This is a genomic window from Citrobacter sp. RHBSTW-01013, from assembly GCF_013781985.1.
In the GTDB taxonomy this organism is placed as follows: Bacteria; Pseudomonadota; Gammaproteobacteria; order Enterobacterales; family Enterobacteriaceae; genus Citrobacter; species Citrobacter braakii.
The window spans coordinates 1,487,927-1,502,776 of sequence record NZ_CP056185.1; the positions used below are offsets into that span (position 1 = coordinate 1,487,927).

General features: G+C 54.0%; 12 protein-coding genes. 7 read left to right on the forward strand and 5 right to left on the reverse strand.

Annotated features, from left to right (window positions below; genetic code table 11):
* Window positions 1–25: 25 nt before the first annotated feature.
* The 4 genes from purC (at window position 26) to ypfH (ending at window position 4,537) form a co-directional block, all read left to right on the forward strand.
* Window positions 26–739: a phosphoribosylaminoimidazolesuccinocarboxamide synthase gene (purC, locus tag HV350_RS07115; RefSeq protein WP_003835086.1), complete on the forward strand. Its 714-nt coding sequence runs from the start codon at window positions 26–28 to the stop codon at window positions 737–739.
* Between the two features lie 128 nt (window positions 740–867).
* Window positions 868–1,734, forward strand: a complete 867-nt coding sequence (locus HV350_RS07120; RefSeq protein ID WP_016153970.1) for a neutral zinc metallopeptidase — start codon at window positions 868–870, stop codon at window positions 1,732–1,734.
* A gap of 15 nt (window positions 1,735–1,749) precedes the next feature.
* Window positions 1,750–3,765: a GNAT family N-acetyltransferase gene (locus tag HV350_RS07125; protein ID WP_101700121.1), complete on the forward strand. Its 2,016-nt coding sequence runs from the start codon at window positions 1,750–1,752 to the stop codon at window positions 3,763–3,765.
* A 73-nt stretch (window positions 3,766–3,838) separates the two neighbouring features.
* On the forward strand, window positions 3,839–4,537 hold the full coding sequence (gene ypfH / locus HV350_RS07130) for an esterase (RefSeq protein WP_016157110.1): 699 nt from the start codon (window positions 3,839–3,841) through the stop codon (window positions 4,535–4,537).
* A 48-nt stretch (window positions 4,538–4,585) separates the two neighbouring features.
* On the opposite strand, the gene HV350_RS07135 is transcribed toward ypfH, so the two are convergent.
* Genes HV350_RS07135 through HV350_RS07145 form a run of 3 tightly spaced genes read right to left on the reverse strand, consistent with a single transcriptional unit; the run spans window position 4,586 to window position 6,301 of the window.
* Window positions 4,586–4,786, reverse strand: a complete 201-nt coding sequence (locus tag HV350_RS07135; RefSeq protein WP_003835080.1) for a YpfN family protein — start codon at window positions 4,784–4,786, stop codon at window positions 4,586–4,588.
* Between the two features lie 27 nt (window positions 4,787–4,813).
* Window positions 4,814–5,941: a succinyl-diaminopimelate desuccinylase gene (gene dapE, locus HV350_RS07140; protein ID WP_016153967.1), complete on the reverse strand. Its 1,128-nt coding sequence runs from the start codon at window positions 5,939–5,941 to the stop codon at window positions 4,814–4,816.
* 3 nt (window positions 5,942–5,944) lie between these two features.
* Window positions 5,945–6,301 carry an ArsC family reductase gene (locus tag HV350_RS07145; RefSeq protein ID WP_016153966.1) on the reverse strand — a complete coding sequence of 119 codons (357 nt, stop codon included), beginning with the start codon at window positions 6,299–6,301 and terminating at the stop codon, window positions 5,945–5,947.
* 389 nt (window positions 6,302–6,690) lie between these two features.
* On the opposite strand from HV350_RS07145, the gene ypfM reads away from it, so the two are divergent.
* Window positions 6,691–6,750, forward strand: coding sequence for a protein YpfM (gene ypfM / locus HV350_RS07150; protein WP_001386977.1), 60 nt, complete (start codon window positions 6,691–6,693; stop codon window positions 6,748–6,750).
* Window positions 6,751–6,825: 75 nt separating this feature from the next.
* Here ypfM and acrD read toward each other — a convergent pair whose 3' ends face one another.
* Both acrD and narQ read right to left on the reverse strand, forming a co-directional pair.
* Window positions 6,826–9,939 carry a multidrug efflux RND transporter permease AcrD gene (gene acrD, locus HV350_RS07155; protein ID WP_016153965.1) on the reverse strand — a complete coding sequence of 1,038 codons (3,114 nt, stop codon included), beginning with the start codon at window positions 9,937–9,939 and terminating at the stop codon, window positions 6,826–6,828.
* Window positions 9,940–10,123: 184 nt separating this feature from the next.
* Complete coding sequence (gene narQ / locus HV350_RS07160; protein WP_016157109.1) at window positions 10,124–11,821, reverse strand: nitrate/nitrite two-component system sensor histidine kinase NarQ; 1,698 nt, start codon at window positions 11,819–11,821, stop codon at window positions 10,124–10,126.
* A 263-nt stretch (window positions 11,822–12,084) separates the two neighbouring features.
* Between narQ and aegA the strand changes: the two genes are divergently transcribed.
* Window positions 12,085–14,064 carry a formate-dependent uric acid utilization protein AegA gene (gene aegA / locus HV350_RS07165; protein ID WP_181630102.1) on the forward strand — a complete coding sequence of 660 codons (1,980 nt, stop codon included), beginning with the start codon at window positions 12,085–12,087 and terminating at the stop codon, window positions 14,062–14,064.
* Between the two features lie 157 nt (window positions 14,065–14,221).
* On the forward strand, window positions 14,222–14,797 hold the full coding sequence (gene nudK / locus HV350_RS07170) for a GDP-mannose pyrophosphatase NudK (RefSeq protein WP_095715386.1): 576 nt from the start codon (window positions 14,222–14,224) through the stop codon (window positions 14,795–14,797).
* Window positions 14,798–14,850: the final 53 nt, after the last annotated feature.

Genomic DNA, 14,850 nt, shown 5'->3' on the forward strand with positions numbered 1-14,850 from the left:
TAATTCACACCCAGGAGTAATAAAGATGCAAAAGCAAGCTGAGTTGTATCGTGGTAAAGCGAAGACCGTATACAGCACGGAAAACCCGGACCTGTTGGTGCTCGAATTCCGCAATGATACGTCAGCAGGGGATGGCGCGCGCATTGAACAGTTTGATCGTAAAGGCATGGTGAACAACAAGTTCAACCATTTCATTATGACTAAACTGCAAGAAGCGGGCATTCCTACCCAGATGGAGCGACTGCTTTCCGATACTGAATGTCTGGTGAAAAAACTGGAGATGGTACCGGTTGAATGTGTGGTTCGTAACCGCGCAGCAGGCTCCCTGGTTAAGCGTTTAGGCGTTGAGGAAGGTATTGAACTGAATCCGCCGCTGTTTGATCTGTTCCTGAAAAACGATGCTATGCACGATCCAATGATTAACGATTCCTATTGCGAAACTTTTGGTTGGGTGAGCAAAGAGAATCTGGCGCGTATGAAAGAGCTGACCTACAAAGCCAACGACGTGCTGAAAAAGATGTTTGATGATGCCGGTCTGATTCTGGTCGACTTCAAACTTGAGTTTGGTTTGTATAAAGGTGAAGTGGTCCTGGGCGATGAGTTCTCACCGGACGGTAGCCGTTTGTGGGACAAAGAAACGCTGGATAAAATGGACAAAGATCGCTTCCGCCAGAGCCTGGGCGGCCTGATCGAAGCCTATGAAGCCGTCGCGCATCGTCTGGGTGTGAAGTTAGACTAACCCTCCCCTGAGCCGGCGATCGCTCTCCGGCTCATCAATCCCGCCGATTTTGATTACTGTTTCTTATGGTAATCCTGTTCCGAACCGCCTACGATCATCATCATAATGAATAAAAAGTTGAGGTGATTATGCGCTGGCAAGGGCGTCGTGAAAGTGACAATGTGGAAGACAGACGAAATAGCTCCGGTGGCGGCCCTTCTATAGGCGGCCCTGGTTTTCGTTTGCCCAGTGGTAAAGGTGGCATCATCCTGCTGATTGTGGTGCTGGTGGCGGGATATTATGGCGTGGATCTCACCGGATTAATGACCGGCCAGCCAGTTTCCCAACAGCAATCGTCACACTCCATCAGCCCAAATGATGATGAAGCAGCAAAATTTACCTCGGTGATTCTGGCCACCACGGAAGATACCTGGGGGCAGCAGTTTGAAAAAATGGGCCGGACCTACCAACAGCCGAAGCTGGTAATGTATCGCGGAGCGACGCGTACCGGCTGTGGCGCGGGTCAGTCCGTGATGGGGCCGTTTTACTGCCCGGCGGATGGTACGGTGTATATCGACCTCTCATTTTATGATGACATGAAAAACAAGCTGGGCGCCGATGGTGATTTTGCTCAGGGCTATGTTATCGCCCATGAAGTGGGTCACCACGTGCAGAAACTGCTGGGTATTGAACCGAAAGTTCGCCAGATGCAGCAGAATGCCTCACAGGCTGAAGTGAACCGTCTTTCCGTACGTATGGAACTGCAGGCGGACTGCTTTGCCGGCGTCTGGGGCAACAGTATGCAGCAGCAGGGCGTGCTGGAGTCCGGCGACCTGGCTGAAGCGCTGAACGCCGCTCAGGCTATTGGCGACGATCGCCTGCAGCAGCAGGGACAAGGACGCGTTGTGCCGGACAGCTTTACCCACGGCACTTCTGAGCAGCGGCTTAGCTGGTTCAAACGCGGTTTTGACAGCGGCGATCCGGGACAATGTAATACTTTTGGTAAAGGCATTTAAGCTACTGAGGCAGGGATGTCTGATAATACGGCGCTGAGCGCGTTAACTGAACAGATGGCCCACGAAGGGATCCGTCGTCTGCTGATTATCAGTGGCGAGGGGAACTGGTGTCAGGAGCGGGCTTTAGCGCTACGCGACACGTTACCCGGCGACTGGTTATGGGTGGGCGCACTCGCCCCTGCTGAGCCAAACTGTACGCCACAGGCGCTGCAAACGTTATTAGGGCGCGAATTTCGTCATGCGGTTTTTGACGCCGGGCAGGGATTTGACGCTGCGGCGTTTGCCGCCTTAAGCGGAACGCTGATCGCCGGGAGCTGGCTGGTTTTGCTGACTCCCCCCTGGCATACCTGGCACACGCATCCGGACGTGGATTCACTGCGCTGGAGCGACTGTGCTGAACCTATCCCAACGCCGCACTTTGTTGAACATGTCAAACGGGTGATTTCCCGTGACGGACAGGCGCTGCACTGGCAGCAGCATCACGCAGTTTCCAGCCCGCGTTTTCCTGTTTGTGCAGTCTGGCACGCGGCAACCGGTGATCCTCAGCCTGAACAGGCGATGATTTTAACCCAGTTGCTGGATATGCCTCCCGGCGTGGCTGCGGTCACAGCTGCACGTGGCCGGGGTAAATCGGCTCTGGCAGGGCAACTGATAGCACGTATCAACGGGACCGCGATTGTCACCGCGCCTGCTAAAGCGGCAACGGATGTGCTGGCGCAATTTGCCGCAGAGCGTTACCGCTTTATGGCCCCCGATGCGCTGTTAAGCAGTTCTGCAACCGCAGACTGGCTGGTTGTGGATGAAGCCGCCGCGATCCCCGCGCCGCTGCTGCACCAACTGGTTGCGCGTTTCCCTCGTACGCTGTTAACCACCACCGTACAGGGCTATGAGGGAACTGGCAGAGGCTTTTTGTTGAAATTTTGCGCCCGCTTTCCCCATCTTCGACGCTATGAGTTGCAACAACCCGTGCGCTGGGCGCAGGGATGTCCGCTGGAGAAAATCGTCAGCGATGCGCTGGTGTTTGACGACGAAACCTTTGCGCATGCCCCCTTAGGGGAGCTTAGCTTCTCGGCATTTGAGCAACTCTCATGGCAGACAAACCCGGCGCTGCCGTTAGCGGTATATCAGCTGCTTTCCGGCGCGCATTATCGCACCTCGCCACTGGATCTGCGGCGAATGATGGACGCGCCGGGTCAGCATTTTCTTCAGGCTTCGGCTGCTGACTCGGTGGCGGGCGCCGTCTGGCTGGTCGACGAGGGGGGATTATCCGCAGAATTAAGCCAGGCCGTCTGGGCCGGATATCGCCGACCAAGAGGAAATTTGGTTGCGCAGTCACTGGCGGCGCACGGCGGAGACCCATTGGCAGCGACGCTCGTCGGGCGGCGGGTCAGTCGAATTGCGGTTCATCCCGCACGTCAAAGAGAAGGTATTGGGCAACAGCTGATTCTGCAGGCCCGGCACTATTGCACGCAGTGCGACTATCTGTCCGTCAGCTTTGGTTATACGGCTGAATTATGGCGTTTCTGGCAGCGCTGCGGTTTTGTCCTGGTACGGATGGGTAATCATCGGGAAGCCAGCAGCGGCTGTTATACCGCTATGGCGGTGCTGCCCATCAGCGAAGCGGGAAAACGCCTTGCCTGGCGGGCGCACCAGCGCCTGCGACGGGATGCGGAGATTCTTGCTCAGTGGAACGCAGAGCGCATTCCGCTGGTACCACTGAAAGAGACTACGCTTAATGAGGATGACTGGGGTGAGCTGGCTGGGTTTGCCTTCGCGCATCGACCATTACTTACATCATTAGGTTGTCTGAGTCGTTTGCTTGAGCACAGCGAGTTGCCTCTTCCGGCATTACGCGGGCGTATACAGGCTCAACGCAGCGATGCTGAATTGTGCCAACAGCTGAAAATATCGGGTCGCAAAGCGCTGTTGGCAGTTCAGCGCGCCGAGGCGGCGCAGGCCTTAAAACAGCTGGATGCTGAACGTGAACAACGGCTACATAATCGCATTATGCAATGGCAATTTTTTCACTGACTTCTTCAATTTCCTGGCATGGTCATTGCGGTTAAGCGGCGTAGAATGATTCTCATCAGTTAAGGAGATCGCCATGAAACATGACCATTTTGTTGTTCAAAGTCCCGATAAACCCGCTCAACAGCTCTTGTTGCTGTTTCATGGCGTCGGCGATAACCCGGTTGCCATGGGCGAAATTGGCTCCTGGTTTGCGCCGCTGTTTCCAGATGCGCTAATCGTCAGCATTGGCGGGGCAGAGCCTTATGGTACAACTTCCGGGCGTCAGTGGTTTTCTGTACAGGGGATAACGGAAGAGAACCGCCAGGCGCGTATTGACGCGATTATGCCGGTCTTTATCGAAACCGTTCGCTACTGGCAGAAGCAAAGCGGCGTTTCGCCTCAGGCGACCGCGCTGATTGGTTTTTCTCAGGGCTCGATTATGTCGCTTGAGAGTATTAAAGCCGAGCCTGGGCTGGCGTCGCGGGTCATCGCCTTTAATGGTCGCTATGCCACGTTGCCGGAGGTTGCAACTACCGCGACGACGGTGCATTTGATTCACGGCGGTGAAGACCGGGTGATTGAGTTATCTCATGCCGTTGCCGCGCAGGAGGCGTTAATACGCGCCGGTGGGGATGTGACGCTGGATATCGTCGAAAATCTGGGGCACGCCATTGATGAACGCAGTATGCAGTTTGCGCTCGACCACCTGCGTTTTACCGTACCGAAGCACTACTTTGATGAAGCGCTGAGCGGTGGTAAGCCTCACGATGATGATGTGATTGAGATGATTTAACCCGCAGGCCGGATGGCGATGTGAAACCGCCATTCGGCCTGCGTTGGCTTATTTCTTCGGTTGATCCTTGTTTGGCCAATCGTCGTCGTCATCCCATTTATCGTTAAAATCACGATGCGGGGGAAGCTCCGGCTTATTGGCAAGAAATTTCTTGTGGTCGACGCGCTTGAGATCTTTAATCACGTTCAGCAATACGCCTACCAGAAACACCAACACCAGAATCCACCAGTATTTTGCCAGCCAGTCCATGCTCATTTCCTCTTACAGGAACACTCATCAGGCGACGAGTTGCTCCATGATACGTTGATACATACGGGCAAGCAGCTGCAGGTCGGCGGCATTAACACATTCATTAATTTTATGAATGGTCGCGTTGACCGGCCCCAGTTCTACTACCTGTGCCCCCATGCGGGCAATAAAACGCCCGTCGGACGTCCCGCCTGTAGTCAGTAACTGCGGTTTAATCTCATTATAGTGCTCAATGGCGTTCACCACCGCATCCACCAGTTTACCGCGTGCGGTCAGGAACGGTTGACCGGAAAGCCACCAGTCGACGGTATAACGCAGCTGATGTTTCTCCAGCAACTCCAGCACCCGGGACTTAATCATTTCATCGTTTAATTCGGTGCTGAAACGGAAGTTGAACTGGATAAACAGTTCGCCGGGAATAACATTGTTGCTGCCGGTTCCTGCCTGAATATTGGCAATCTGCATGCTGGTAGCCGGGAAGAATTCGTTGCCCTGATCCCACTCAATCGCCACCAGTTCATTAAGCATTGGCGCCGCGCGGTGTACCGGGTTATCGGCCAGATGCGGGTAGGCTACGTGGCCCTGCACACCGTGAATGGTCAGATTGCAGGTCAGTGAACCACGACGCCCATTTTTCACCACGTCGCCAACGATTTCCGTGCTGGACGGCTCGCCAACCAGACAATAATCCAGTCGTTCATTGCGTGCCATAAGTGCTTCAACCACTTTTACGGTGCCGTTTTGGGCGCTGGCCTCTTCGTCAGAGGTTATCAAAAACGCCAGACGACCCTGATGGTTCGGATGCTGGGCGACAAAACGTTCTGCGGCCACGACCATTGCCGCCAGTGAGCCTTTCATATCGGCTGCGCCACGCCCGAACAACATGCCATCGCGAATGGTCGGTTCGAACGGTGGATTAATCCAACGATCGACATCGCCGACAGGCACTACGTCAGTGTGACCGGCAAATGCCAGAGTCTCACCTTTGCCGCGCCATGCCCAAAAATTCTGTGTGTCACCAAAATCCATACGCTCAACGGTAAAACCTACCGCGCGCAGGCGTTCAATCATTAACGCCTGGCACCCGGCATCATCCGGGCTCAGGGAAGGACGGCGAATAAGCTGCTGTGTCAGCTCAATAACCGGGCACGACATAGACTATACCTCATTAAAAAACTGCGTATAACTGGATTCACTAAAGCCAAGCAGCATAGGCTTACCCGGCGCGCAGAGCAATGGGCGTTTGATAATTGCAGGCATTTCAATCATCAATGCAGCAGCAGAGGACGCATCGGTGATTTGGTTACGTGTGGCTTCATCCAGTTTGCGCCAGGTGGTTCCACGTGTATTGAGCAGCGCCTCCCAACCTAATTCGCTGATAAAGGCGTGTAATAACGCATTGTCCAGGCCGTCGACGCGATAATCATGGAAGCGGTAGTCGACCCCATTGTCTTCCAGCCAGCGTCTGGCTTTTTTAATCGTATCGCAATTCTTAATGCCGTAGAGGGTGATCATTTGAATCCTTATTGACGTAATTTGAATATTTATTCTCGTGTTCTATAAACATGAATAATACATATTGTCATCGAACCGTTATAGAAAAATATAACATTGTTGTTGAATGGTGAATAATGATTCCTGAAAGTTCCAAAATTCACGGGGAACTGAAAATCAGATTTTGCCTGTTTGCATCAGCCTGTTTTTCCATCAGAATTGCCAAAGTCGTAGATGATGTATGAATATTTCAAAATATTGCAGTAAGTCACATAAAATTTATGGGGTTAGCGCATAGTGATTACATATACCCCCGAACACTGGAGGATGTAATCGCAACCATTGGTTAAATGATCTTCTTTTTATGATGATGATTTCGTAGAATGCCCATAATAATAAGAGAGGTTGTTATGATTGAACGTGAACTGGGGAACTGGAAAGACTTTATCGAAGTGATGCTTCGTAAATAATTTTCTGGAAGAAATTCATATCCTGCAAAGGATAATAAAAGGCGACTCAACGTAAGTCGCCTTTTTTGTGTCCGATTATTCTGGGCGTGGCTTCAACGGGAAGCGTCTGCGTACCAGCACAAAGAACAGAGGAACGAAGTAAATCGCAAGGACAGTGGCTGAAATCATCCCGCCCATTACGCCAGTCCCCACCGCATGTTGACCGCCGGAACCTGCGCCACTGCTGATGGTCATCGGCAACACCCCAAAGATAAACGCCAGTGACGTCATCAGAATTGGGCGTAAGCGTTGGCGACAGGCATGCAGCGTGGCGTCGAGCAAGTCGTGACCTTTCTCGTTCATCTCATTGGCGAATTCAACAATCAATATTGCGTTCTTCGCCGAAAGCCCGATCACGGTGAGTAACCCGACCTGAAAGTACACGTCGTTTTCCAGACCGCGCATCCAGGTAGCGAGCAGCGCGCCAATGACCCCCAGCGGTACAACCAGCATGACGGAGAAGGGAACCGACCAGCTTTCGTACAGAGCCGCCAGACACAGGAACACCACCAGCAAAGAAATGGCGTACAGGGCTGGCGCCTGAGAGCCCGACAGCCGTTCCTGGTAAGACATTGCGGTCCATTCGAGGCCGAATCCGGTCGGCAACTGGTGGACCAGCGATTCCATAATGTCCATCGCCGTACCGGTACTGACGCCTGGGGCGGCTTCGCCAACAATCTCGACGGCGGAGTAGCCGTTATAGCGTTCCAGACGCGGTGAACCCGTTTCCCAGCGCGACGTGGCAAAGGCCGAGAAAGGCACCATGCCGCCGCTATTATTGCGGACGTACCACAGATTGATGTCGTCCGGGAGCATGCGATATTTTGCTGCCGCCTGTACGTAAACCTTCTTCACACGACCCCGGTCCATAAAGTCATTGACGTAGCTGGAGCCCCAGGCCGTTTGCAAGGTGTCGTTGATGTCATCAATGGAAACGCCCAGCGCCTGGGCTTTGCGCTGATCGATATCAATTTGCAACTGCGGGCTGTCGTCCAGACCGTTATGACGAACACGGGTCAGAGACGCGTCTTTCCCGGCCAGCTCAATCAGCTTGTCGCGCGCGGCCATTAACGCATCATGGCCCGCACCGGCGTGATCTTGCAGTTCCATATCGAAACCGGCAGAGCTCCCGAGACCGCTAATCGCCGGAGGGCTGCTGGCGAAGACGCGGGCTTCCTTAATCTTATTAAAGGCTTTAGTCGCGCGCTCGATGATGGCGAAAGAGGTTCCGGTGGTGGTGTCGCGATCATCCCAGTCTTTTAAGCGGACAAACATCCGCGCCACGTTTTGACCGTTCCCGCCAGGGCCGGAACCGACCGTGGAAAAGACCGACGTAATGTTGTCTTTCTCATGGGTGAAGTAATACTTCTCCACTTCCTCAACCACTTTCAATGTTTGCTGCTGGGTCGAGCCGCTGGGCAACTGTATTGAGGTGGTAAACATGCCGCGGTCTTCGAGCGGCAGGAAGGAGGTTGGCAGGCGCAGGAACAGGAAAACCATACCGCCGAGCAGCAGGCCGTAAATCAGTATCCAGCGCAGGCTGCGGTGCAGGATCCTGGCGACGCCTTTTTCGTAGCGTTCGGCGTTGCGGTTAAACATCCGGTTAAACCAGCCAAAGAAACCGGTTTGCCCGTGATGCTCGCCTTTATGTAGCGGTTTGAGCAGAGTGGCGCACAGGGCAGGGGTGAGGATCATCGCCACCAGAACTGAAAGAACCATTGCGGAGACGATGGTAATCGAGAACTGGCGGTAGATAGCCCCGGTAGTGCCGCCGAAGAAGGCCATCGGGATAAACACCGCCGACAGCACCATGGCGATACCGACCAGCGCGCCCTGGATTTGCCCCATCGATTTCCGCGTCGCTTCCCGCGGTGAGAGGCCTTCCTCACTCATAATACGCTCGACGTTTTCCACCACCACAATGGCATCATCGACCAGCAGGCCGATCGCCAGCACCATCGCAAACATCGTCAGGGTGTTAACGCTGTAGCCAAAGGCGTAGAGCACGGAAAAAGTACCCATCAGGACGACGGGAACGGCGATTGTAGGGATCAGCGTGGCGCGGAAGTTTTGCAGGAACAGGTACATCACAAGGAATACCAGCGCGATCGCTTCCAGCAGCGTTTTCACCACGTCGATAATTGAGGCTTTGACAAAGGAGGTAGTTTCATACGCCACCTTGTATTCCAGCCCATGCGGAAAATACTGTGAGAGCTCGTTCAGGCGGTCGATAACCAGCTCCGCCGTTGCCATTTCATTGGCGCCGGAGGCCAGTTTTACCCCCAGACCGGAAGCCGGGTGGCCGTTGAAGCGGCTGAGATAGTCGTACTTTTCCGCTCCCATTTCGACCGTCGCCACATCACCCAGTTTAACTTCTGAGCCGTCCTGGTTGACGCGTAGCGTAATCGCGCGGAATTCATCCGGAGTCTGTAGCAGCGACTGGGCGTTGATTGTCGCATTCAGCGCTTGTTTGTCTACCGAAGGCGTGCCGCCAAGTTGCCCGACGGCAATCTGCGCATTCTGTGACTCGATAGCATCGGTCACATCTTTGGCGGTCATCTGGAAGCTGTTAAGTTTGACCGGGTCGAGCCAGATACGCATGGAATATTGTGAACCGTAGGCGTCAATATCGCCCACGCCGTTTATACGACTGAGCGGATCCTGGATATTACTGGCGACGTAGTCGGCGATGTCCTGCTTATCCATTGAGCCATCGGTGGAGACGAAGGCGATGGTCAGAATATTGGTGTCACCGGTCTTGCGCACCGTGACCCCTTGATTCTGTACCGCCTGCGGCAGCTTACGCATTGCCGATTGCAGCTGGTTTTGCACCTGCTGGACGGCCTCATCAGGATCGGTTCCCGCGAGGAAGCTCAGCGTAACTGACGCCTGGCCTGTCCCGCTGCTCTGCGACGACATGTACATCAGATTATCGAGACCAGTCATGTTCTGCTCGATAACCTGGGTGACGGTATTTTCCAGGGTTTGTGCGGACGCGCCAGGGTAGTTCGCGGTTACCCGCACGTTTGGCGGTGCCAGATCGGGATATTGCTCAACGGGCAGCGAAAAAATAGCCAGGGCTCCTGTCAGGCACAACAGGATTGCTAACACCCAGGCAAAAATGGGGCGATCGATGAAAAAATTCGCCATTAAAAGAGGACCTCGTGTTTCTGCGTATCGTTATGGGTGTGAATTGCTTCACTTTAGCGGCAAGGTACGGGGCAAACGTGGAGAAAAAAAGAAGATAATGTAAATTATCATGCCCGTTTACAGCATACCTTTCGTGCCAACGCCGTCAGGCCTGGATCGAGAACCGACGGCGCTTTGCGGTTCTTTACGTTAGCTCACCGTCGGATTCTGCCGAACGAAAACTGATGCTCACCAGCGTTCCTCCTCCGGAGGGTTGAGAGAAAGTCAGCGTGCCGCTCAGCCTTTCCGCCCGCTCGCGCATAATATTTAACCCATAGTGCCCCGAAGGCTCATGCGGCTCGCCAATGCCGATACCGTTATCGCGAATATAAACCGTGTGATTACCATCCGGCGCGGTCACGCAACTGACGGCAATTTCGGTTGCGCTGGCATGTTTAATCGCGTTCAGCACCGCTTCACGGACGATCTGCAGCAGATGCACCTGCATTTGCGCGTCCAGCGCCAGGGTAGGTAACCGGCAATCAAGCGTCAGTTTAGCCGAGGTCTGATTTTGCAGCGTTTCCAGCATTTCATGCAGGGCGGAGGGGAGATCGGCCTGCTGTAAAGTCAGGCGGAAGGTGGTGAGCAGTTCGCGTAGCTGGCGGTAGGCATCGTTCAGCGCCTGAGAGAAATCCGCCATAATGCTTTGCGCTGGGGCGTTATCTTCGGGAATCGAACGCTTCAGCAGCGTGAGCTGAATGCGTAAATAAGAGAGCACTTGCGCCAGCGAGTCGTGCAGCTCGCGCGCAATCGTCGCGCGCTCCTCCATTAACAACAGCTGCTGAAAATGTTTTTGCGCTTGGTTGAAGTACAACCCGCGACCCAGCATCGAGGAGACGCTGTTGAGCAGAGGGGTAGAAGCATTGACGTTCGGGCTTTGCCAGTGCAGTTCACCGTAGACGGTTTCCTGCATGGTGACCGGCAGGATCTGCATCGGCAGCTCGGGGCTTTTTGCGCCTTCGCTAATTCGCCAGTTATCTCCGACGGTGAGTTCCAGGAAATAGGCGGCGTCATGCTCGCGGACGATCTGTAAAATATGGCGGAAGCAGTACACATCAATCTGACTGGTATTTAACGCCTGAGAGCACTGATACAACACTTCCAGACGACGATTAGCTTCGTGGAGATCGTGGGTCTTCTCAGCGACAGACGCTTCCAGTGAGCGGTACAGCTTGTGTAATTCACTCGACATCTGGCTGAAGGTCTTGCCCAACAACCCGAGTTCGTTGGGCAAATCAGTATCCAGCGAGGGGATGTCAAACTGACCGTGTTCAATGTGCTGGCTGGCCACCACCAGCTTATTCAGCGGACGCACCACCTGCTGGCGAATACGCCGTAAGGTAAAGAAAACGAGGGTGAATATGCCGATCCCGCCCGCCAGTGAAATACCAAAAACCAGCATCACTTTGCGTTCGGCATAATGTTGCAGCGCCAGCACGAAGAGATCGATTTGATCGACATAGTTATTGATATTGCTCTGGTACCAATTTAAATCGCCATCGATCAGACGGGCGTTCATTTCCAGCCAGTTTGCATGTAGACGTCCATAGCGACTTTTTACCGCTTGAGGCACGTACCACGCGTTCAGGTTCTGTAGTGCTGGCGAATTTAGCGCCTGCTGGAAAAGCTGGCGGTGAGCGTTAAGCTGCGGACTTTGGCTTTGCAGATCGTAACCCAGACGGTAACTTTGCATGCGCAATGAGCCAGCCACGTTGATGGCTTCGGCATCTCGTAAGCTGCTGGTCAGCGTGAGCAGAGCAATACCCGTTGAGAGAATCGACAACAGCACTATGTAGAAAAAAGCTTTAGCCAGACTGGCCGAGACCGGACGCTTTACCGTCACTTGTGCATCCTCACACAATACACGTCGCGCCTTAAAACAGCCCGAACGATGCGGTGTATTTGATAAATGTTAATAAAACGCCATGAAACTGGATGGTAACTGAAACACAATTTCATATGCGATGAAATAAATTGATCTGCCACAGGTTCTGGATAAATAGTTGTGCTTCCTGGGCAAATGAACATTGCCGCTTCCTTCCGTGTCGGTTAATAACAACACTCATATAAAGAATAAGGTTTTTGCAACCAAAAAAGAAGGAAGCCATGAATCGTTTTATTATGGTTAATAGCCAGCAGTGCCTGGGATGCCATGCCTGTGAGGTCGCCTGCGTCATGGCTCACAATGGCGAGCAGCATGTCCTGAGTCAACGGCATTTCCTGCCCCGAATTACCGTCATCAAGCATCAGCAGCAGCGCAGTGCGGTAACCTGCCATCACTGTGAAGATGCGCCCTGCGCCAGAAGTTGCCCGAACGGGGCAATCAGCCATGATAACGACAGCGTTCAGGTGAACCCGAAAAAGTGTATTGGCTGTAAATCGTGCGTCGTTGCTTGTCCTTTCGGCACGATGCAGATCGTACTCACTCCTGTCGCTAAAGGGAAGGTGAAAGCCACTGCGCACAAATGCGATTTGTGTCAGGGACGCGAACAGGGACCCGCCTGCGTAGAGAACTGTCCGGCGCAAGCGTTACAACTGGTGACGGAAAATTCGCTTACTGGTCTGTCAAAAGCGCGCAGGCTACGCACCGCCAGTCTGGAAAGCCAGCCCTGGCATGCCAACGCCACCGATTTCGTTTCGCATGCAATTACCAAACGTGAGCAAATGCAGGCGACGCCTGCGCGTGGTGAGCCGGATAAGCTGGCAATTGAGGCCCGTAAAACCAGCTTTGAGGAGATCTATCTGCCGTTTCGTACGGCGCAAGCGGAACGGGAAGCGTCCCGCTGCCTGAAATGCGGCGACCACAGTATTTGCGAATGGACCTGCCCATTGCATAACCATATTCCGCAGTGGATTGAACTGGTCAAAGCCGGGAATATCGACGCGGCGGTTGAGCTTTCTCACCAGACCAACTGCCTGCCGGAAGTGACCGGGCGCGTATGTCCGCAGGACCGACTCTGCGAAGGGGCATGTACGGTGCGTAGCGAGCATGGGGCGGTCACTATCGGAAATATTGAGCGTTACATCTCTGATCGGGCCCTGAGCAAAGGATGGCGACCGGACTTAAGCCACGTGCAGAAAGTGGATAAGCGCGTTGCTATCATCGGCGCGGGGCCGGCGGGTCTGGCCTGCGCGGATGTGCTGGCGCGCAGCGGAGTCAGCGCCACCGTATACGATCGCCACCCTGAAATCGGCGGTTTGCTGACGTTCGGCATTCCGGCCTTCAAGCTGGACAAATCGCTGCTGGCCCGCCGCCGTGAAATCTTCAGCGCCATGGGTATTCATTTCGAACTTAACTGTGAAGTGGGTAAGGATGTGGCGCTGTCGGCGCTGCTGGAGGATTACGATGCCGTGTTCGTGGGCGTAGGAACCTATCGTTCCATGAAGGCGGATCTGCCGAATGAAGACGCGCCTGGCGTTTATGACGCGTTACCGTTCCTGATTGCCAACACCAAGCAGGTGATGGGGCTGGATGAACTGCCTGAAGAGCCGTTCATCGATACCGCCGGACTGAACGTGGTTGTACTGGGCGGAGGCGATACGGCAATGGACTGCGTGCGTACCGCGCTGCGTCATGGCGCACGCCAGGTGACCTGCGCTTATCGTCGTGATGAAGCCAACATGCCCGGTTCGAAAAAAGAGGTGAAGAACGCCCGGGAAGAGGGGGCGAACTTCGAGTTTAACGTCCAGCCGGTTGAGCTGGTGTTACATGATGATGGGCGAGTCAGCGGCGTGCGTTTTTTACGTACCCAGCTTGGCGAGCCAGACGCGCAGGGACGTCGTCGCCCGGTTCCCCTCGCCGGGAGTGAGTTTGTCATGCCCGCAGATGCGGTGATCATGGCGTTTGGTTTTCACCCACATGGCATGCCGTGGCTGGAGACGCATGGGGTTAAGGTCGATAACTGGGGGCGCATAGCCGCCAATGTTGAAAGCGCATACCGTTATCAAACCAGTAACCCGAAAATCTTCGCCGGTGGTGACGCGGTACGCGGTGCGGATCTGGTGGTTACGGCCATGGCGGAAGGACGGCATGCCGCCCAAGGGATCGTCGACTGGCTGGGCGTAAAATCAGTCAAATCTCACTAAGTCGCTAAGAAGGCCGGATAAGGCGCGTTAGCGTTGCTATCCGGCTCTGTGCCGCCTAATTGCCTGATGGCGCTTCGCTTATCAGGCCGACATTGCACCAAGACAAACCCGGTTTCACGGCGTAGTATTATTTCTCACTTCTTGCTGTGGAGCCGGTATGTCGCAAAAAATTACCCTCATCAAAGATAAAGTCCTTTCCGATAACTACTTCATCCTGCGCAATATCACCTATGACCTGACCCGTAGCAATGGAGAGGTGATTCGTCACAAACGCGAGGTTTACGATCGCGGCAACGGCGCCACTATCCTGCTGTATAACCCGGAGAAGAAAACGGTGGTGCTCATCCGCCAGTTTCGCGTCGCCACCTGGGTCAATGGTAATGAAAGCGGTCAACTGATTGAAACCTGCGCCGGGCTGCTGGATAACGACGAACCGGAAGCGTGCATTCGGAAAGAGGCCATTGAAGAGACCGGCTTTGAAGTGGGGGAAGTGCGTAAGCTGTTTGAGCTCTATATGTCGCCGGGCGGCGTGACGGAGATAATTCATTTCTTTATTGCACAATACAGCGACAGCCAGCGGGCAAATGAGGGCGGAGGGGTGGAAGATGAAGATATTGAGGTTCTGGAGCTGCCGTTCACCCAGGCGCTGGAAATGATTAAAACGGGTGAGATCCGTGACGGTAAGACGGTGCTATTGCTGAACTATTTGCAATCGTCGCATCTCATGGACTAATGCGCGGGATTTATATTTCTTTACAAATTTTCGGCCAATCCGACGATTCTTAT